General features: G+C 44.2%; 14 protein-coding genes. 5 read left to right on the top strand and 9 right to left on the bottom strand.

Translation table 11 applies throughout. From position 1 onward, the window contains the following. Window positions 1-137 precede the first annotated feature (137 nt). The 5 genes from rpsB to DWX84_RS10645 form a co-directional block, all read right to left on the bottom strand. Complete coding sequence (gene rpsB, locus DWX84_RS10665) at window positions 138-974, bottom strand: 30S ribosomal protein S2 (protein ID WP_005859482.1); 837 nt, start codon at window positions 972-974, stop codon at window positions 138-140. A gap of 140 nt (window positions 975-1,114) precedes the next feature. Further along, window positions 1,115-1,501: a 30S ribosomal protein S9 gene (gene rpsI, locus DWX84_RS10660; protein WP_005859484.1), complete on the bottom strand. Its 387-nt coding sequence runs from the start codon at window positions 1,499-1,501 to the stop codon at window positions 1,115-1,117. 5 nt (window positions 1,502-1,506) lie between these two features. Further along, on the bottom strand, window positions 1,507-1,962 hold the full coding sequence (rplM, locus tag DWX84_RS10655) for a 50S ribosomal protein L13 (protein ID WP_005859486.1): 456 nt from the start codon (window positions 1,960-1,962) through the stop codon (window positions 1,507-1,509). Between the two features lie 195 nt (window positions 1,963-2,157). Beyond that, window positions 2,158-2,790, bottom strand: a complete 633-nt coding sequence (locus DWX84_RS10650; protein WP_005859488.1) for a porin family protein — start codon at window positions 2,788-2,790, stop codon at window positions 2,158-2,160. 331 nt (window positions 2,791-3,121) lie between these two features. Next, window positions 3,122-6,316, bottom strand: a complete 3,195-nt coding sequence (locus DWX84_RS10645; RefSeq protein WP_121960663.1) for a DUF6383 domain-containing protein — start codon at window positions 6,314-6,316, stop codon at window positions 3,122-3,124. An 805-nt stretch (window positions 6,317-7,121) separates the two neighbouring features. Here DWX84_RS10645 and dnaE point away from each other — a divergent pair. Both dnaE and trxA read left to right on the top strand, forming a co-directional pair. Then, window positions 7,122-10,925, top strand: coding sequence for a DNA polymerase III subunit alpha (dnaE, locus tag DWX84_RS10640; RefSeq protein ID WP_009016888.1), 3,804 nt, complete (start codon window positions 7,122-7,124; stop codon window positions 10,923-10,925). Window positions 10,926-11,012: 87 nt separating this feature from the next. After that, window positions 11,013-11,330: a thioredoxin gene (trxA, locus tag DWX84_RS10635; protein ID WP_005867529.1), complete on the top strand. Its 318-nt coding sequence runs from the start codon at window positions 11,013-11,015 to the stop codon at window positions 11,328-11,330. A gap of 60 nt (window positions 11,331-11,390) precedes the next feature. On the opposite strand, the gene mnmD is transcribed toward trxA, so the two are convergent. Further along, window positions 11,391-12,050 carry a tRNA (5-methylaminomethyl-2-thiouridine)(34)-methyltransferase MnmD gene (gene mnmD, locus DWX84_RS10630; protein ID WP_122297516.1) on the bottom strand — a complete coding sequence of 220 codons (660 nt, stop codon included), beginning with the start codon at window positions 12,048-12,050 and terminating at the stop codon, window positions 11,391-11,393. A gap of 70 nt (window positions 12,051-12,120) precedes the next feature. Here mnmD and DWX84_RS10625 point away from each other — a divergent pair, with 70 nt between their 5' ends. Next, a complete protein-coding gene (locus DWX84_RS10625; RefSeq protein ID WP_057326204.1) occupies window positions 12,121-14,514 on the top strand; it encodes a TonB-dependent receptor in 2,394 nt (797 codons plus the stop codon). 132 nt (window positions 14,515-14,646) lie between these two features. After that, window positions 14,647-17,295 carry an ATP-binding protein gene (locus DWX84_RS10620; protein WP_121960664.1) on the top strand — a complete coding sequence of 883 codons (2,649 nt, stop codon included), beginning with the start codon at window positions 14,647-14,649 and terminating at the stop codon, window positions 17,293-17,295. On the opposite strand, the gene DWX84_RS10615 is transcribed toward DWX84_RS10620, so the two are convergent. Continuing rightward, window positions 17,290-18,297, bottom strand: coding sequence for a PAS domain-containing sensor histidine kinase (locus tag DWX84_RS10615; protein WP_121960665.1), 1,008 nt, complete (start codon window positions 18,295-18,297; stop codon window positions 17,290-17,292). The genes DWX84_RS10620 and DWX84_RS10615 overlap by 6 nt on opposite strands. Next, window positions 18,294-19,658 (bottom strand): sigma-54 dependent transcriptional regulator, encoded by a 1,365-nt coding sequence (locus tag DWX84_RS10610; protein WP_009275379.1) that lies wholly within the window; start codon window positions 19,656-19,658, stop codon window positions 18,294-18,296. Before DWX84_RS10610 ends, DWX84_RS10615 begins: the two co-directional genes overlap by 4 nt. Window positions 19,659-19,874: 216 nt before the next feature. Between DWX84_RS10610 and DWX84_RS10605 the strand changes: the two genes are divergently transcribed. Then, window positions 19,875-20,480 (top strand): DUF4858 domain-containing protein, encoded by a 606-nt coding sequence (locus tag DWX84_RS10605; RefSeq protein WP_008772812.1) that lies wholly within the window; start codon window positions 19,875-19,877, stop codon window positions 20,478-20,480. Here DWX84_RS10605 and nudC read toward each other — a convergent pair. Beyond that, complete coding sequence (gene nudC, locus DWX84_RS10600) at window positions 20,451-21,224, bottom strand: NAD(+) diphosphatase (protein WP_009016882.1); 774 nt, start codon at window positions 21,222-21,224, stop codon at window positions 20,451-20,453. The two genes, DWX84_RS10605 and nudC, sit on opposite strands and share 30 nt — an antisense overlap. Between the last annotated feature and the right edge of the window lie 145 nt (window positions 21,225-21,369).

Raw genomic sequence — 21,369 nt, 5'->3', positions numbered from 1 at the left:
TTTCCTTTATCTTTAAAATGTTTATACTTTCAAAAATTGACAATGGACAGTTGCCAATTGACAAATCCTGTCAAAAGCCAACTGCCCATTGTATTTGTATTCTAATTGTCAATTGTCAACGTCAATTGTCAATCGAATTATTCTTCGTCTTTCGCGAACTTACCGGCAACGTTAGCGTTCAACGCATCGTCGTCTTCTTTCTTCGTACGTTCTTTCTTAACAGCAGCTTTTGCCTTACGCTCTCTTTTCGGAGCTTCCTCAGCAGCCTCTGCGTCAATTTTCTCAGCCTTACGCTCTTGCAAGCCTTCGTTCATAGCCTCGCAGATAGCGCCCAAGATAACCTCTACAGACTTTGTAGCGTCATCGTTAGCCGGGATAACGTAGTCGATATTGTTCGGATTAGAGTTCGTATCAACCATACCGAATACAGGGATACCCAAACGGTTAGCCTCGCGAACAGCGATATGCTCTTTCATCACGTCTACAACGAACAACGCTGACGGAAGACGAGTAAGGTCTACGATAGAACCTAAAGTCTTCTCCAACTTAGCGCGTTGGCGAGTGATTTGAAGTTTTTCTCTCTTAGAAAGATTATCAAATGTACCATCTTTTGTCATCTTATCGATAGTAGCCATCTTCTTGATAGCTTTACGGATCGTCGGGAAGTTGGTCAACATACCACCCGGCCAGCGCTCGATAACGTAAGGCATACCTACGGAAGCAGCCTTATCAGCGACAACTTGTTTAGCTTGTTTTTTGGTAGCCACGAAAAGAACTTTCTTGCCTTGTTTAGCCAAGTTCTTCATAACTTCAGCGGCTTCGTCTACTTTAGCAACTGTTTTATAAAGGTCAATGATATGAATACCATTGCGCTCCATGAAGATATAAGGAGCCATAGCGGGATTCCACTTTCTTTTTAAGTGTCCGAAGTGTACACCAGCCTCTAATAATTGATCAAAATTTACTCTTGACATTGTTTTTTTCTTAAATCGTTTACTTTCTTTGTTTAATTTCAACCATCAGGTAGTCTTTCCGCATGTCCACATGTAAAAAGAATCCCGATAATTTAGATACTAAACGCTTCGCTTTACTTGTAAGGGACTCACAAATAACATTAACGTTTACTGAACTGGAATCTCTTACGAGCTTTCGGACGACCCGGTTTCTTACGCTCAACAGCACGAGGATCGCGAGTTACGAATCCTTCCGCTCTCAAGACAGCCTTATCTTCCGGATTAATCTTTATCAACGCACGAGAGATAGCCAAACGGGCAGCCTCAGACTGACCTTTGAAACCACCACCGTCAAGGTTGATCTTAATATCATATTGCTCAGCGACGTTCAACTTTGCTAACGGCTGCTTTACGATAAACTGAAGGATTGAAGAAGGAAAGTATTTTTCCAGCTCACGTTTGTTGATCGTGATCTTTCCCGTACCTTCGCTAACGAATACGCGAGCGACTGCCGCTTTACGTCTTCCTATTGCATTTACTACTTCCATCGTGATTATTTATATGAGTTTATATCGATTAACTTAGGTTGTTGAGCCTCGTGCTTGTGCTCAGTTCCCTCATAAACGTACATGTTGTTCAACAACTTTGCACCCAGACGGTTCTTAGGCAACATACCTTTTACTACTTTACGGAACAGACGGTCGCCACCTTTCTTCAAAAGATCAGCCGGAGTATACTCGATCTGTCCACCGGGATATCCGGTATATCTCAAATAAATACGATCGTTCCACTTGTTACCAGTCAGAACGACTTTGTCTGCATTGATGATGATTACATTATCACCACAGTCAACGTGCGGAGTGAAATTGGGTTTGTACTTACCGCGCAAAAGCTTCGCTACTTTAGCGCAAAGGCGACCTAACGTCTGGCCTTCAGCATCAACAATGACCCACTCTTTGTTTACAGTTGCCTTGTTTGCAGAAATGGTCTTAAAACTTAAAGTATCCACTGCTTAAAAATTAAATTAATTAATAACTCAAAAAACTAGCCTTACCAACATTGTCACAACGGACACATGATGCAACAACGTGCTAAGAACTAAACTCTTAGTACAATTTGATAATAATCGGCTTGCAAAGGTACGGGTTTTATCCGAAATACCAAACAAATCTAATTATTTTTCAAGTTATTATGAAGATACTCATCACTTACGGAAGTAATACCCCAAAGAGAATGTCACGTTATTTTGGTAAACGGAAGTCTCGCCGTCACGCTTCAAGGCACGGCGGTCTATCATGCCGCATAGGGAACTTACGGAAAAGAAAAAGTTACTATATTCTACCGATAGGCCGACGTTCATGCCAAAATCGCAAGGTTTCAAATCCTTCTCCTCGGATACGCCGAAATGGAGATCCGGATTGGTCTCTCGGCTCTTCATCTTGCCAAACAAGGACCAATCAAAGGTAGGACCGGCGAATACGGACAGATGAACGTCCGTGAAGGTAAACGTATAAGCCACATTCACGGGAATCTGCAAAGAGTAATACCAACATTTATTATGAAGCGCCATCCCATGTATATCCTGATTCGAATAATAAGCGCCACCTTGGTTCACGAACGCCACCTCAGGACGAAGCGACCATTTTTTATTCTTACTCAAAGGAATATCCGCCAAACCCGCTATGCTGAAACCGAAGCGGGCTCCCGCCTCATACGTATCCTCCACCTTCTGGATCAACGAAGAATAAGCGCCTCCGGCACGTACGCCGAAAGAAACCTGAGCCATCGCCGGTAAAATCATCATCACGGCAATCAACAACAATCCGATCTTTCTCATAAACTTCCTCATTTGCTTTTCCTTCTAATAGTAAGCAAAGATATACATTTTTCAATAACATCTACATTTATCCTACTGAAACATACAGGAAAGCTATATAAAAAGTATAACTCATGAAAGGGGCACTCAAAAGTTAGCCCCGATCGCGGAAACGACCGAGGCTATTTTTTCACACCTTCCCTCCTCACGGAGGTAACGGCAGATGAACTTTAATTTATTACTTTAGTATTAATATTAATCCATTCCCGCCTGTTCGCCCTCACGGGGTACTTGAATCACTACAACTCCCGCAGGAATGATTTTCGATTTATGTTATTTATCGTCATTATTCTTATTTAACGACTGCCTTAACAGCTTCCTCGCCTTCTACAGACACCACAACGATACCTGCCGGAGCAGCGATCGTAGCGTCATCGGAAGTAAGAACCGTGCTAGCTACAACCTTACCAAGAACGTTTGTGATTACCACGTTCTTACCAGCTGCGCCTTGGATCTCAACGGTACCGTTGCCAGCGATTACCTTAACGCCTTCTGCTGCGTCTGCGATAGACTCGTTAGCTGTAGGATCGCCTGTAGTGATAGTGAAGCGCATTGCTTTCTCCTTGCTACCGCTCCAAGACAACTGGTCGTTGAAGCTATACAGATAAGAACCCTTCTTGGCTACAGAACGGATACGATATTCGTTCTCATTGTCCTCGCACTGGATGATCTGAACCTTGAAGTAATCCAAGCCACCTAATACGCCCTCATCATCAGCCTCTTCAGCCACGGAAACCTTGTTACCCTTAACGACCGTAGTCAAAGTATCCTTAGTCTCCCAAAGAGTGGCCGGCTTGAAGATCGCCTTTGTCTCACCCTTGATCCACTCATACTTTCTGTCGTATGTACCATCTGCGACATAATAGTTTACAGAGTCTGCCGGGTTGAACAAGAACAATCTGTCACCATTCTCAACCGTACCCTTGTTAGAGATATAGAAAGAAGGAACAACAGCGTCCTCATCGGTTACTTGCAAGTAGAATGAGTATTGATTCTCGTTTACCACGATACCATCGCGATTCTCGTTCATGGAGATATAGTTACCCTTATCGCTTACCAAGGAGATATGACCTTCCTCTGCCGGGTAGCTGATCTCCGGTGCTTCTACGATCAAGTAGGTGTTCAATAACCAATCTTGTTGTGTAGAAGTTGACGGCCATGCGTAAACTGAAGACGGAGTAGTATATTGACATTCGTCGATAGAAGCCTTATAAGTAGCGTCTACAACAGACTTCGTATTCTCATTCAAAATTGAAGCGATAAAACTGTTTGTGTCACCCACCGGAATCAAGTAAACAGAACCATCGGCGGCTAGCTTGATCACGAACTTAGCTTGACCTTCATTAACTAACGCTTCCTGTTCTGTTACATTAGTTACAGGAGTAGTTCCTTGCGGGAAATATTTATCAGTCTCGATACCATCATTGATATACTGCAACTGATAAACATAAGCGTAGCCCTTATCTGCTCTAGCCTGTACCGTCACGCGGCCATCCTTATTGTAAACGAAACTGCGCTCGATGATCGTACATTTTTTATCATCTTTCACCAATTGCCATTGAGCGGCATCGGATACCTCGTTAGCGAACTTACCGTTCTTGTTCAATTCATATCCAGTCAATGGGCTTGCTTGTTTCTTAGCTGCCACATACCACTTATTGGAAGTCTCGTTGTTATCGCGAGCGAAAGCCATCGTCACCAAAGTCTCATCGTCTAGGTTCAAGAAACCTGCGTACGGATCAACCTCAGCCGGAGTCAACTCGACGATCAGTTGTTGCATTTCAGCGACTTCACCCTCTGTCTCATTGTATGTGTTCGCGTCTACATAGATAGCGGTAACCTTTTTGCTCTTTGTGGACAATTCGTAAACGTTCTCGCCCAGATCAGCCTTCGGGAACAAGCTTGCTGTGAAATACTCGCCGGTCTCACGGTTCGTGAATGTCACCTCATACTCATTGTCTACGCTGGAGATAGCCCATTGATAAGCCGGAGTCTCCAATTGAGAAAGAACCTTAGCCTTAGCTACCAACTCGAATTGAGAAGCTTTAACGGCGTTCGTCAAGTACTTGCCGTATACGCTCTTGATGTCTTTCTTGTCGATGTTATCGGTAGATGACCCAAATTCCTTACCGTCTAAGATACGGATCGTGTAAGCGGCGACCTTAGCCTCCGTGTTCAACAACTCGATACCTTTCTTCATACCGGCGGCAGCCAACTTGAAGATGAACTGGTCGTCTGTAGCATGTGTAGTGGTCAGATAGTACTTGTCACTATGTTTCAACACATGTAACTTAACAGACTTAGTAACGTGCTTAGCCTTGCTAGCTTGCTCACGATAACGGAAATCATCAACGTTCAACTCATACGGATAAGCGTCCACATAGCTCTTTTGCACACGGAAGTTAGCGTTATTGATAGAGATATCGTTACCTGCTGTCATCCAAGCATTATCCGAACCTTGATAGAAGTTCAAGTCGCTGACTTTCACCTCTGCCAAAGCGAAACCATCACCAGAGGCACGTCCCGCATTTGTAGCCTCAACGGTCTCCGTTGAGCTTACGACCAAGATCGTAGCGTTCATCCATTCTTTATAATCAGCACCATCTTTCGGAGCGTTCTCTGTGAAGAAATACATACCCGGCTCGATCCTCAAATCACTAGTATTACCCGAATAAGAAGGATACTGAGTAGCGTCAACTTCAATAGCGGTAGATACATAGCGAGCTACCACCTTCTTCGTATTGAACAAGTTGCCGATCGGCTCCTCGGTTTGATCCGTATCATAAGGCTTGGAGGCGAATGAGAATCCAGAAGTGTTATATAATGCGTTCAACTCGGTAACATCCTCAAGTTCCTCGGATTTAACCTCATAGAACGTAGGAGCAGAGATCGTAGTAGTAGAGACCAATGGGCTGCCAGACCATGACAGACCGTTCCAAACAGTCGCACCCGCTTTATAGGCAACCATGTACTTATTAGAGGCAGAATACTTCGCACCAGTGGGAGTAGAAGTGACAGTACCTGTATTCTCAAACACGAAATCCTTAAAGGTATCCTCGGCTTTCGCTGCCGGGTCTGTCTCTATCGCATTATATGCGCTGTTGTATCTCAACGCCTTTCCAGTCTCCGCATTGGTGAGGGTATAAGAGAAGAAACCTCTCGGAGCCTCTGTCACGCTGACCGTCCAAATGTACTTCTTAACGCCGTCTTTGCTATCGCTGTCATCGTAAAAAATCGGAGTGTTTATAGCCTCCCCTACCTCAACAATCTTACCGGTAGTAGTGCTTATTTCATGACCATAGGCTAGCGATGAAGAGGCATCTACCATCACATATCGAGCCCCGTTTTTCAGTTCATTCGCTACTGTAGATCCGATTCCGGTCAAATCTTTAATGGAAACCGTCGGCGTCTGAGCGAAGGCACTACCGCACAGCGACCCCGCCACAAGCAGACCCGCCGTTAACAATGTAGAAATCTTTCTGTTCATAATTTAGAATTTAATATTAATAATAGTGTTAATTAAGCACTTAGCTATTTTCTGATAGCAGACTACCGTTAGAAAACGACTAGTCTAAACCATCGTTTAGATCTTGCGTTTTTAAAGAAGGAAAACGGGAGGTTCGTTTACGGAATCGGTTGTTTCGTAAAGGATAGGCTATCCTATTGATAAGAAAGCGAATAAGGGATGAAAAAAATAGCCCGGAAGGGTTGCAGAAGTCAAAGAAACGCGTACCTTTGCAAATGACTAATTAAAACGATCGTTTAAATCAATCATTTTTCTCTTTTATTATTTAATGTACATGCGTACATTAGTAAATACACCATCCAATAATCAACAAAAGTAAGATCACCTTTTGCGATAGATCGGAATATTAGTTTCCTTTGTTCTAGCAAAATGACACTTTGTAAACAGAACTCCCTGAGATTCGCTTTTTCCAAGCATAAGTACAGTATAAAACGGCTTTTCACACAGAAAAACGCCATTCATAACTATCTTCCATCCGCTAGTTCGAGCACCTTACGAAAACCTCCTGTCACGATATACGGCTTATATCAAGCAAAATATCAATACAACATCTGTTTATATAACATATAGATTCTATAGAATCACACATATTATAACCTCATTATATCCTTCAGAAAACACGTACGTCTTTTTCCAAAAACATGTACGTGTTTCCGGGAAAAGACGTACGTGTTTTTTTAAAAGCAAAACAACCTCTCTCGTACTAAAAATATTTCCTACCTTTATGCACTCATTTCAATATGCACCAGACTATACATTAATATATATGGAACCGTTTATTCATTTACACGTACATACCCAGTATTCCTTGCTGGACGGACAGGCATCCATCGACGCATTGATCGACAAAGCGTACAAAGACGGAATGCGTGCGATCGCCGTGACAGACCATGGCGTTATGTTCGGTATCAAGGAGTTTTTCAATAAGGTTAGCAAAAAGAACAGTAAACCTCTCGGGATCATCAAGGACTCCGAGAAAGAACTAAAACCGCTGCTGGCCAAGGATGCTCCAACCGATGAGGAACAACAAAGGATAACGGAACTACAAAAACAAATCGCCGAAGCGAAAGCTTCCATCTTCAAGCCGATCATCGGGTGCGAATGTTATTGCGCTCGCAACGGAAGGCATAGCAAGCTGGCCTCGCAAGACGACCGTAGCGGCTGGCACTTGATCGTTCTGGCCAAAAATAAGAACGGATACAAGAACCTGATCAAGATGGTATCCCTCTCATGGACGGAAGGATTCTACGGACGTCCGCGTATCGACAAAGAGTTGTTGGAGAAATACCACGAGGATCTGATCATCTGCTCCGCCTGTTTAGGTGGAGAGATCCCGCAGCATATCATGCACGGACGAATCGATAAGGCCGAGGAGTCTATCAAATGGTTCAAAAACTTATTCGGAGAAGACTATTACCTTGAGATGCAACGGCACGAGACACACGACCCCAACGCCGATTGCACGATTTTCCCGCATCAACAAGAGGTGAACAAGGTACTGATCGAACTTGCTCACAAACATAATATCAAGCTAATCGCCACCAACGACGTCCATTTCGTCAATGCCGACGATGCTGAGGCTCACGACCGCCTGATCTGCCTTAGTACCGGCAAAGACTTGGACGACCCCAAGCGTATGCGCTACTCCAAGCAAGAATGGATGAAGACAACCGCCGAGATGAACACCATCTTCGCCGATATCCCCGAAGCTTTGAGTAATACGCTCGAGATAGCCGACAAAATAGAATTCTACTCCATCGACAGCGGTCCTATCATGCCGACTTTCGCCATTCCCGAGGAGTTCGGTACAGAGGAGTCCTACCGTCAGAAATTGACAGAGCATGATTTATTTGAGGAATTCACCCGAGACGAGAACGGTAATGTCGTATTAAGCGAGGAAGAGGCGCACTCCAAAATCAAGAAATTAGGTGGATACGACAAACTATACCGCATCAAGCTGGAAGCCGACTATTTGGCGAAATTGACATACGACGGAGCCAAGGAGCTTTACGGAGACCCCTTAGACGATGAAGTAAAGGAGCGTCTGAACTTCGAGTTACATATCATGAAGACCATGGGTTTCCCCGGCTACTTCTTGATCGTGCAAGATTTCATCCGTGCCGCTCGTGAGGAACTCGGTGTATCCGTAGGACCGGGACGTGGTTCGGCCGCCGGATCTGCCGTAGCTTATTGCTTAGGGATCACCAAGATCGACCCGATCAAATATGACCTCCTGTTCGAGCGTTTCTTGAATCCGGACCGTATCTCCCTCCCCGATATCGATACCGACTTCGATGATGATGGCCGTGGCGAGGTCTTACGCTGGGTAACGGAGAAATACGGTGCCGAGCGTGTGGCTCATATCATTACTTATGGTACAATGGCTACCAAGTCCGCTATCAAGGATGTCGCCCGGGTACAGAAATTACCGTTATCCGAATCGAACCGGTTAGCCAAATTGGTTCCGGATAAGATCCCTGACATGAAGAAGTTCAAATTGGGCGACGCCATCAAGTATGTGCCGGAACTAAAAGAGGCGGCTAACGGAAATGATCCGCTGGCACGGGATACCTTGAAATACGCCCAGATGCTGGAAGGCAACGTCCGTAACACGGGTGTACACGCCTGCGGTGTCATTATCGGACGTTATGATATATCGGATGTCGTACCTGTCAGTACGGCGAAAGACAAGGATACCGGCGAGGAGATGCTGGTTACCCAATACGAGGGTTCCGTGATCGAGGAAACCGGATTGATCAAGATGGACTTCTTGGGCTTGAAGACCTTGTCCATCATCAAGGAAGCGATCGAGAACGTGAAACTGACTACCGGACATGATCTGGATATCGACCATATCAGTCTGGAGGACCCCAAGACTTATAAATTGTATTGCGACGGAAAGACAACCGGTACATTCCAGTTCGAGTCCGCCGGTATGCAAAAGTATTTGAAGGAGTTGCAACCTTCTAAATTCGAGGACTTGATCGCCATGAACGCCCTGTATCGCCCGGGTCCAATGGATTACATCCCTTCTTTTATCGCCCGTAAACAGGGTAAGGAAGAGATCAAGTACGACATTCCCGTCATGGAACGCTACCTAAAAGATACGTACGGTATTACGGTCTATCAGGAGCAGGTCATGCTTCTATCCCGTTTGCTCGCTAACTTCACGCGTGGTGAGAGTGATGCCTTACGTAAGGCGATGGGTAAGAAGTTGATCGAGAAGATGAACCACTTGAAGTCTAAGTTTATGGCCGGTGGTCAAGCCAACGGCTATAAAGAGGAAACTTTAAACAAGATCTGGTCCGACTGGGAGAAGTTCGCCTCATACGCATTCAATAAGAGTCACGCTACTTGTTATTCATGGGTGGCTTATCAGACCGCTTACTTGAAAGCGAACTTCCCGTCCGAGTATATGGCCGCCGTCTTGAGCCGAAGCTTATCCAATATCACGGATATCACGAAGTTCATGGATGAATGTAAAGCGATGGGTATTCAAGTATTGGGACCGGACGTGAACGAGTCTATCTTGAAGTTCAGCGTAGATAAGAACAAGAACATCCGCTTCGGGCTAGGTGCCGTGAAAGGCGTAGGTGAGTCAGCCGTACAAAATATCATAGAGGAACGCAAGAAGAACGGCCCGTACAAGAGTATCTTCGATTTCGTAGAACGGGTGAACTTGACCGCTTGCAATAAGAAAAACATAGAGTCCATGGCTTTGGCCGGAGCGTTCGATAACTTCGGTATCCAGCGTGAGCAGTTCTTCACCGACAGTGGAAAAGGAGAATTGTTCTTGGATACCTTGGTTCGCTATGGTAACAAATACCAGATGGATAAGAGCACGGCAGTCAACTCTTTATTCGGTGGAGACGCCTTGATCGCCATCGCTAAACCGGAGATCCCGCAATGCGAGCGTTGGAGCGATCTCGAACGCCTGAATAAAGAGAAGGAGTTGGTCGGTATTTACCTATCCGCCCACCCGTTGGATGAATACCGTATCATATTAAAGTATGTATGTAATACCGGCATGGTAGAACTTAACGAGCGGGAAACCTTACAAGGCCGGGAAGTTTTATTAGGTGGTATCGTCACCGGTTTCCGGGAAGGAATGACCAAGAACGGAAAGCCTTACGGTATCTTGAAGATCGAGGATTTCACGGGTAGTGGCGAGATCCCGCTTTTCGGACAGGATTATATCGAATACAGCAAGTATGGTAAAATAGGGATGTATCTCTTGATCACAGCCCGTGTAGAGCCTAGCCGCTGGGACCCCAATAAACTGGACTTCAAGATTGGTACCGTCAACCTTTTGCAAGACGAGAAAGACAAGCTGATCGAGAAAATCAGTATCACGGTCCCGATCCATGATTTGGACGAGCCGACAATCAATGAGCTTTCGGTATTGATCAAGAACAATCCGGGCCATAGCCTGTTATATTTTAAGGTTGTCGATGGGGAACATAATATTTCCCTAAATCTCTTCTCCCAAAATATCCGCTTAAACGTGACCCGTGAGCTGGTAGACTTTTTACAGGAGAACGAGAATATCGATTTTAAAATTAATGGTTAAAGTTGTACGACGCTGAAAGAATTTGTACTTTTGGCGTCATAACAATCATTAGATTATAATTCATAATTAAATAATACGTAATTCAAAATGGCACTACAAATTACAGACGCTAATTTCGAGGAGTTGGTTAACTCCGGAAAGCCCATGGTTCTTGACTTTTGGGCAGAGTGGTGTGGCCCTTGCCGCATGGTATCTCCTATCATTGATGAGTTGGCAACCGAATACGAAGGTCGTGTGACGATCGGTAAAATGAACGTTGACGAGAATGACGATGTAGTCGGACAATTCGGTATCCGCAACATCCCTACCGTTCTTTTCTTCAAAGACGGTAAGATGGTTGATAAAGTAGTAGGCGCTACGGCTAAGGATAAGTTCGTAGAAAAGATCGAGGCAATGCTTAAATAATTGAAAGTTGAGAATTGAGAATTGAAAATACCGAGGAATACGCTCTGTAACTTTCAATTCTCAATTTTTACCCCTAAGTATATGTCGCTTGCCCGGAGGACCGGGAAGACGGCTCATCTCAAAACCAGCCGCTTGCATACCTCTGCGTACCTCTCCTTTTGCGCAATAGGTTATGATCACTCCGCCCGGTGCGGTATGAGCATACAAACGATTATAGATTTCCTGATTCCACATCTCCGGTTGTTTCTCGGGCGCAAATGCGTCGAAATAGATCAAATCGATATCATCCGGTAGTTCACAGGCGTTACTATTTCCTTCTATTTTATGAAGTGTAAAGCGCTCTGAGATTGAAACGGGAGTATTCCACTCCGCCTCATGCAAGGCTAAGAATAACTCTTTTCTCTCCGGCCAGATCAGCTCCCCATAATTCAAGGCACGAATCGTATCTAAAGGAAGCGGGTATAACTCCACTGTATGATAATCAATATGATGTGCTTGAGATAGCTCGACATCCTTCAATGTCAAGAAGGCGTTCAGCCCTGTACCGAAGCCAATCTCCACGATTCGGATAAAGTCTTTTTCAAGCGCATGCAATCCCGCCTCTATAAATATATGTCTTGATTCCTGCAGGGCCCCGTTCACGGAATGATAATGTTCATCCATCGCCGGAATATATAGCGTATGGCTTCCATCCGCCGTTATCTGTAATTCTTTCTCCATATGTATGCAAAGATAATACATACGAATCAGAATAATACTTATCTTTACCGCTATAAATATGATATAAGATATGGATAGACGCCATCTTTACTTCTTACTATTCTTATTATGTACCATACAAGCCGCTATCGGTCAACAGCGCTCCTTCTCTATCAAGGGAGTTGTAAAAGACGCATCGAGCGGACAGCCGATACCTTTCGCTAACGTAGTGGTATGGAACACGACGCAAGGGGCGGTCACCGATTCCACCGGATTATTCGAGATATCCGGCATATCACCCGGAAGCTATCGTCTCCAATCCTCCTTTCTGGGATATAAGCCATTCGTTACCGCCGAATTCAGACTAGCGAATAAAGATATATTCTTCCCGATCGAGCTAGAGGAAGCCAGCCAGAATCTGCAAGAGGTTAGCGTAGTAGCCTCTCCGTTCCGTAAAACCGCCGAAAGTCCGCTAGGACTTCGTGTAATCGGTTTCAAGGAGATAGAGAAAAGCGCGGGAGGAAACCGGGATATCTCCCGGGTAGTACAAACCTTTCCGGGAGTAGCGTCTACGGCAGCGTTTCGTAACGACTTGATGGTAAGAGGAGGAGGTCCCTCGGAAAACCGTTTCTTTTTGGATGGCGTAGAGATACCGAATATCAACCATTTCTCTACCCAAGGAGCCTCCGGAGGTCCGGTCGGTATTATCAATCCCGATTTTATCCGGGAGGTCAACTTTTATTCGGCCGCATTCCCCGCATCCAAAGGGAACACTTTAAGTTCGGTATTGGATTTTAAACTACAAGATGGGAATAAGGAGAAATTCTCATTGCGAGGAGTCCTAGGAGCCTCAGATATCGGTGTGTCCGCTAATGGACCGCTAGGAAAAAAGACCACTTACCAAGTGTCTGTTCGTCGCTCTTACCTTCAATTCCTTTTCGATATGATCGGCTTGCCGTTCTTACCTACTTTCACGGATGCCCAATTCAAGATTAAGCACTCCTTCAACCCCAAGAATGAGCTTACAGTTCTCGGATTAGGGGCGATCGATGATATGAAGCTGAATACAGGAATGAAAGACATGAGCGAGAAAAACCAATATATCCTCTCTTACTTGCCGGTCGTAAAACAAAAAACGTATACCCTTGGAGCGGTTTATAAACACTACGCCGGTAAAAATCTCTACTCGGTCATTATCAGCCGTAGCCAGACCAACAATAAGAATATTAAATACAAAGACAATGACGAAAGCAAGGAAGAGAATCTCTCCTTAAATTACCGTTCGGATGAGATCGAGAATAAGTTCCGAACGGAAAACACGTTCCGCTTACCATTCATTCAATTGAATGTCGGAGGAAACATCGAATACGCCCAATACACGAATGACACCTATCAAAAGCAATTTACCTCTATCCCCCGTACCATCGTATATCAAACAGACCTTGGCATATGGAAGTGGGGTATCTATGCCACGGCTATTTATGAGAGTTATAACGAGCGGTTTACCGCCTCTTTAGGTGTTCGTGCGGACGCAAACAATTATTCCTCGGATATGAATAATTTGTTAGATCAGTTATCTCCTCGCCTATCCTTATCCTACCGCTTGTCCGATCCGCTTTATATAAACGCGAATATCGGACGCTACTACGAGCTTCCTCCTTATACGACATTGGGATTCAAGGATAATGAAGGTAATTATGTAAACCGGACAAATCATTTAAGCTATATCCGAAGCGACCAAGCCGGATTAGGCTTGGAATACCGTCCTACCTCATACTTGAAATTCACGGCCGAAGGATTCTATAAACATTATGATCGTTATCCGATGTCCATACTCGACAGTATCCCACTCGCGTCGAAAGGTACAGACTATGGTGTCTTGGGAAATGAGGCCGTATCGTCTACCGCTACAGGGCGAGCTTATGGGCTTGAGATCATGGGACGTTGGTATAATTATAAAGGGCTTACTTTCATCGCATCCTACACTTTGGTAAGAAGCGAATTCAAGGATGGGAGAAATATGGACACTTATCTTCCCTCGGCTTGGGACAATAAGCATCTGTTCACGTTTAGCGGGACTTATTCTTTACCCAAGAACTGGGACGTAGGCGCCAAGTTCCGGGTAGTAGGAGGCGCTCCCTATACGCCTTACGATGTAGAAAAGAGTAGTTATGTAGAAGCTTGGGACGCTAATAACGGGCTATACTATGATTACAGCCGGTTTAACAGCGAACGGCTCAAGCCATTCACGCAGTTAGATATCCGTATCGATAAAACATTTTACTTCAAAAAGATCATGCTTGGAGCCTATATCGACATCCAAAACATATTGAATTCCAAATACAAAGAGCAAGACGTATATATCAAAACGGGTAAAATTATCAACCCGGAAGCTCCCATATATGAACAACGGTACGAATTAAGACCGATAGAACGTCTTACAGGAACGCTTCTCCCAAGTATCGGAGTGATGATCGAGTTATAGATTTTAGGCGTAATAGATTCTTTTTATTTTGAATTTCAGCAATTAATCATAAATCTTTTCTATTTTTGTGGACTGTATGAACAAAAAATAGTACTTTAATCGCAAATAAGCACATGAATAGGTAGGTAAAGAATGACATTATTAAAATACTACATACGATTCGTACTCTTTATCGTGTTAAGTCTGGTCTTTTCTTTCCACTTATACGCTACAGATAATGCAGGCCCTATTTTAATCATTAGCTCCTACAATCCCGATACACGTAATACGACCGCCAATATTTCCGAGTTTATGGAGGAATATAAGCGGGGAGGTGGTATCTCGCCGGTGGTTATCGAGAACATGAACTGTAAGAGCCTCCCGGAAGCCCCCTTATGGGACGGTAAGATGAGAGGTATATTGGATAAATATAAGGAAAATAACACCCCTCAGCTTATCATTATCTTAGGTCAAGAGGCATGGGCTTCTTATATCTCCCAAGAATACAAGCCTAATATACCGGTTTTATGCGGTATGATCAGTAAGAATGCGATCTTATTACCCGACTCGGATTTAAATGTCGCTGAATGGGAACCGAAATACATCGATATCCAAGAGTACGTAGATAAAGGTTTACACCTTGGCGGGTTCTTGTATTCTTATGACGTAAAAGAAAATATCCGGTTAATACGTAAGTTATATCCCCAAACTCAAAATATAGCATTAATCACCGATAATACCTACGGTGGTTTAGCTATGCAGACCTTGGTAAAAAAGGAAATGGAAAATATCAAGGATCTGAACTTGATATTACTGGATGGAAGAAAGAATAATATCTACACCATCGTTGAGCAAATCAAGAACCTGCCGGATCAGACCGTGATATTGATTGGTACATGGCGTGTAGACGTGAACGACGGGTATTATGTTGGAAATGCCACGTATACCATGATGACCGCCAATCCCAGAATCCCGACATTCACATTGGCATCCGTCGGCATAGGGCACTGGGCCATCGGAGGTTTCAGTCCCAAATACAGGCCTATAGGTTCCGATTTGGCGAAAGAGGCTTTAAGTATATTGGAAAAGAAAATCGCCCCTAAAGATATCCATCCACAAATCATTCCCAATGGATATATGTTCGACGCTTCAAAGATCAAGGCTTTTGATATCAGCAGATTGTCATTGCCCCACGACGCTACTATTATCAACGAGGACCCGAGCCTATTCTCCAAATACAGGTTCGAGATCTTGCTAAGCGTAATCACCGTATTATTTATTTTCCTGATTATGATATTAATCTTCTTTATCCGGACCAATAAACTGAAAGATAAGTTATTGGATCTACAGAAGGATAATATACTAATCATGAATAATATCCAAGCTTCCATCTATTTCATCAAGCCGGATTATACCGTAAAATGGAGAAATGAGGTAGAGTTCCATGACTGTATCCCTGAATTCGGTCCGGCTAATTGCTTCTTGGTCAAGAACGGAGTAAAGCCTTATTGTACCCGTTGCACGGTCGCAAAGGCCATGGAAACCAAAAAGCAGGTCGATATCACGAATGAGTTCGGCGATGGAAAGTATCTTCATATTTTGGCGAACCCTGTATTAGACGAGCACGACAACCTTATCGGGGTTATTTTCAAGAAAGAAGATGTGACAAAACAAAAACAGGCGGAGAACGAACTGAGGAAAGCGAAAGAGAAAGCGGAAGAGTCCGATCGTTTGAAATCCGCGTTCTTGGCGAATATGAGTCATGAGATTCGAACGCCATTGAATGCGATCGTCGGTTTCTCCGGATTATTGGCCGTAACCGAGAATATGGAGGATAAAGAGGAATATATCAATATCATTAATAGCAACAACGACCTGCTATTGCAATTGATCAATGATATTCTCGATCTAGCCAAGATAGAGGCGGGTACGCTAGAATTCGTGGATTCAGACGTAGATGTCAATCAACTATTCTCCGATATCGAGCAGTCTTCCCGTTTGAAGGCGCAAGATGGTGTGCAGGTATGCTTTGTCGAGAAGATCCCGAATTGTATCTTACGCACCGACCGTAACCGGGTCTCCCAAGTCATTACGAACTTTATCAACAACGCCATCAAATTCACGACTCAAGGTAGCATCCTGTTTGGCTACCGCCATAGAGATGATGAGTTGTATTTCTATGTAAAAGATACGGGATGCGGTATCGCCAAGGATAAGATCGGTCAAGTTTTCACCCGTTTCGTTAAGTTAAATAGCTTTGTGCAAGGAACGGGGCTAGGATTATCGATCTGCCAGATGATTATCAAGCGTCTGGGTGGAGATATAGGGGTGGAATCAGAGCAAGGAAAAGGTTCTACATTCTGGTTTACGTTGCCCTATTCGATACTAGAGATGCAGGAAGTCCCGCATGAGAAACCAAAGACCGAGAATGTACAGAAGAGCCAGTCATCCAAATCTGCAACCCTATTAATAGCGGAAGATAACGAAAGCAACTATACTTTATTCCAAGCCATGTTGAAAGATTATAACCTTATACACGCATGGAACGGGGAACAAGCGATCGATTTATTCAATAAATATCAACCGGACTTAATCCTAATGGACCTAAAAATGCCGATCGTAGACGGCTATGAGGCTACACGGGTAATTCGGGAAAAGAACCAGTCCATTCCTATCATCGCCGTAACGGCTTTCGCCTTCGCGGAAGATGAGGAACGGGTAAAACAAAGCGGATTCTCCTCTTACATCGCTAAACCGATCAAGCCGGATAAGCTAATCGCATGTATTAATACTTATTTATAGAATCCGTTTGGTAACAATCGGAAAACGCAAAACGAAAGAGGAACCCTTCTCTACTTGAGAGTCGAGACTAATACTTCCTCTATGACGGTTCATGATCTGCCGGCAAAGACTTAATCCGATACCGGAACCTTTAGATTTAGTCGTGAAGAAAGGCACGAAGACCTTGTCGATCACCTCGGGAACAATTCCGCTACCATTATCAATCACCGAAATAATAACCATGCCGGCTTTTTGGACAGCCTCCACGACTATTTGAGGAGATAAGGACTCTTCACAAGCCTCTATCGCATTTTTCAATAGATTAATTAATACTTGTTCCACCATGATCCGGTCCGCATATAAATTCAAGTCTTCCGGTTTTACACGAAAGAAGAGGATGTCGGACTTCTCCGGAAATAGAAGCCGGATATCGTCAAAGAGAGCCGAAACCGAGAAGTTTCGTAAAGTAGGTAAAGGCAGACGGGTTAATTGCCGATAATTCTCGACAAAATCCAATAGCCCCTTACTTCTCCGGTGGATCGTTTGCATGGCTTGTACCATGATAGCGTAGTCTCTCTCATTCATGCCATTTATCGTCGCACGCTCGGCTACCGTCTCTGATAAAGAGATTACCGGAGCGATCGAGTTCATGATCTCATGCGTCAATACCCGGATAAGTTTCTGCCATGCCTCGGTTTCCGCCTCAGCGACCACCGAACTATACAATCGACTCCGCAAAGCCTCCAAGGCAGCGTTCATAGAAGAGGCCAAAGCCTTTTCGTCTTCCGTCATTGAATCGGAAGGATAAAACAGGCTCAGATCCCCGTAATGAATACTCTCTATCAGGTATTCCATCCGCTTAACAGTCTTTTGCTGATCCTTATATAAGAAAACCGAAAGCGCAAGAATACAAAATCCGAACAGCACGGGAATAAACAAAAACCCTTTCAGCATTAAGAATGAGGCAGTAAAAGACAATACCACGATCCCCAAAATACGAGCGAACAACAAGTAACGTATCATAAGCCAAATTTCTCCAATTTACGATACAAGGTAAAGCGGGTAATCCCTAGAAGCTCGGCGGCACGAGTGATATTCCCCTCGGCACGACGTAAGGCACGTTCGATCGCTTCTTTCTCCAATACCGTCAGATTTAACTCATCGGATGGTTCCTTATCCCTAAGCGGGACAGAACGCAGAATAAAGTCTTCCGGCCTTAGCCAATTACTTTCAGACAAGATAACCGCCCGTTCAATCGCATGTTGCAGTTCACGTACATTACCAGGCCAAGCATAATTATGTAGCTTATTCTTCCCATCCCTGTTAATGCCCTTCAAGTCTTTCTTATATTTACGAGCATACTTCGACAAGAAATGTTCAGCCAATAAGATCACGTCATTTCCTCGTTCCCTCAAGGGAGGAATATGTAACTCGATCGTATTAATACGATATAAAAGATCTTGCCGGAAAGTACCTTCTGCCACAAGATGATGGATATTCACGTTCGTTGCGCAGATCAACCGGATATCAATCGGTATGGGTTGCGTTGCTCCCAAACGGGTTATCTGTCGTTTTTCCAAAGCGGTCAACAGTTTCGCTTGCATGGAAAGGCTTAAGTTCCCGATCTCATCCAAGAACAAGGTGCCACCGGAAGCTACCTCCATTCGTCCCGGCTTTTCCTTACGGGCATCCGTAAAAGCCCCTTTCTCATAGCCGAATAATTCACTCTCGAAAAGTTGTTCCGGAATAGAGCCCACATCGATCCCGACGAAAAGATTCCCCGAACGCGGAGATTGATGATATAAGGCGCGGGCAACTAAATCTTTACCGGTTCCATTCTCCCCCAAGATTAATATATTGGCATCCGTATTCTTTAATTTATCGACCGTAGCGAAAATAGCCTGCATCGGTTCGCTTTCACCGATGATCTCGAAGCCAGCATCCTCGGGTGAACTAAGAATCTCAACTTGTTTCTTTAAATTTCGCACTTCCGCCCTACTCTCCCGAAGTTCCAATGCCGAAGAGAGTGTAGCGAGTAATTTCTCCTTTTCCCAAGGTTTCGGGATAAAGTCGGTAGCTCCCGCCTTAATCGCCCGCACGGCCTTATCCGTATCCGAATAGGCAGTCATAAAAAGAACCACCACGTCCGGGTCTATCTTCTTTATCTTCTCCAGCCAATAGAAACCCTCCTGACCACTAATAGCATCCCGTTTGAAGTTCATATCCAACAAGATAATATCCGGGATAAAAGTCCGCATGAAATGATCGATGCGCTCCGGTTGCGTAGCCACTCTTATTTGTTCCATATAGGGCTCCAGTAATAAATTAAGGGCAAAAAGAATGTCCTCATTATCATCTATAATTAATAGTTTTCCCTTTTTCATAAGCGCTGAACTAGTTTGTGATGCCTCAAAGGTAGGTATTAAATCAATGGAAGAAGCGTGCGTAATCGAACGATTATCGTGCGCAGATGAACTGTTAAATTAATAGTCCGCAAAGAGGGTTAAGATTAAGTAAACGGTAAGACTATTTAAGCGAAAGAAAAAACGAGGAGAAAGAAGGAAGACTATCTTTGAACACAATTAACAATTCAGGCATTCATGAGACCACTATTGATTGGATTTTTCGTCTGTATAAATATACACTTAGGCTATGCGCAATGGACTGAGCAAGATTCGATCTGGCTAAAGGATGTATTAGCAGGCAAAGATTCCATCAAATTGAACCCTGAATTCCAAAAAGCAATCCAAAGCGGTTCTTTCCTCAACCCGGAACCAGGAAAACCGATGGGGAAACCTCAACTGGCCGCTCCCAGCAATATCCCTATCACCAAAGATTTCTCAGAATATATCCAACAAGACGATACGACACACCGAAAAGTAGCATTGAAGGATTTACCACCATCGGTATTCTGGCGACATAATCCACCGTATAAAAAGATACTGCCTGTCTATCAATCTATCTTAGATGAATTGAAAAGGACTCCGTCCAGTGGTCGTACCTCACTAGCTACCTTCGATCTAGGAAGGATGACCAGCCGGAAAACATATGTCCATAAACGCAACGCAAAACGCAACGGAACTTGGCAAAACTACGGTAACCTCCCTACCCCGGATGTCATCTCTAAAAGGAAGAAATTCGAAAGACAACAGGCAGAGGCCGCAAAAAAGGACTCCTCATTGATGATCCAACCACCAATCGATTAGCTTACGGGCCAAGCTCAACTTACGGGGGATCTCCGGTAAGTTATCTTTGGTATAGAAGGCACCAGAACTTAGTTCCTCATCCTGCAACTTAATTTCCCCACTTACATAATCCGCTACAAAGCCTACCATCAAGCCACTCGGATAAGGCCAGGGTTGGTTTCCGAAATAAGTGATATTATCGACCTCTAAACCCGTTTCCTCACGGACCTCCCGACGCACACACTCTTCCAAGGTCTCGCCAACTTCTAAGAATCCGGCCACTAATCCATGGAAAGTTCCCCGGAAATTACGGGCATGTACCAAAAGAATCGAATCCTCCTTACGGATCAAGACGATCATCGCTGCTGAGATTGTCGGATAAATCTCATGTTTGCAAGAAGGACATTGCTTCATGATCGACGTAGTCTGTACGGTAGGAGTACCACATACCGGGCAGAAACGGCTATGGCTATCCCAATAAAGCAATTGAAAAGCCTTACCCGCCTTCTCGTAACACGCTCTCGAGATATAATCCCAAGAGGCACGCAACCCCATATGTACGTAACGGTCATTCCCCTCCACCGGAGTATCCAATTCTGCCGTACGCGCGGGAAGTCCATCCCGGTAATCAACCTCCAGCGTATGAGAAACCGGAACTGGGGGATTCTCGCCATAAGGGATGGTATACGTATCATTCTCTTTCTGAAGCAACAGTTGGTCTTTATAAAAAAGGAACCAATAACAGAGTTTATTTGAAGTTTCCATGCTGATATTTCCGAATTATCTTTCTATATGTAAAACATCCGCGAACTTACGAATTAAAATCAAATAACGTGCGAAAGCGAACGTGCACCGTGCGAAGGCACACACAATCGTTTCTAAGCATTTTTCTATTATCTTATGATTAGCA

Source organism: Parabacteroides sp. AF21-43, from assembly GCF_003635435.1.
Classification (GTDB): domain Bacteria; phylum Bacteroidota; class Bacteroidia; order Bacteroidales; family Tannerellaceae; genus Parabacteroides; species Parabacteroides distasonis.
The sequence above is the reverse complement of the archived record's forward strand: the minus strand, read 5'-3'. Positions and strand labels throughout refer to the sequence as shown.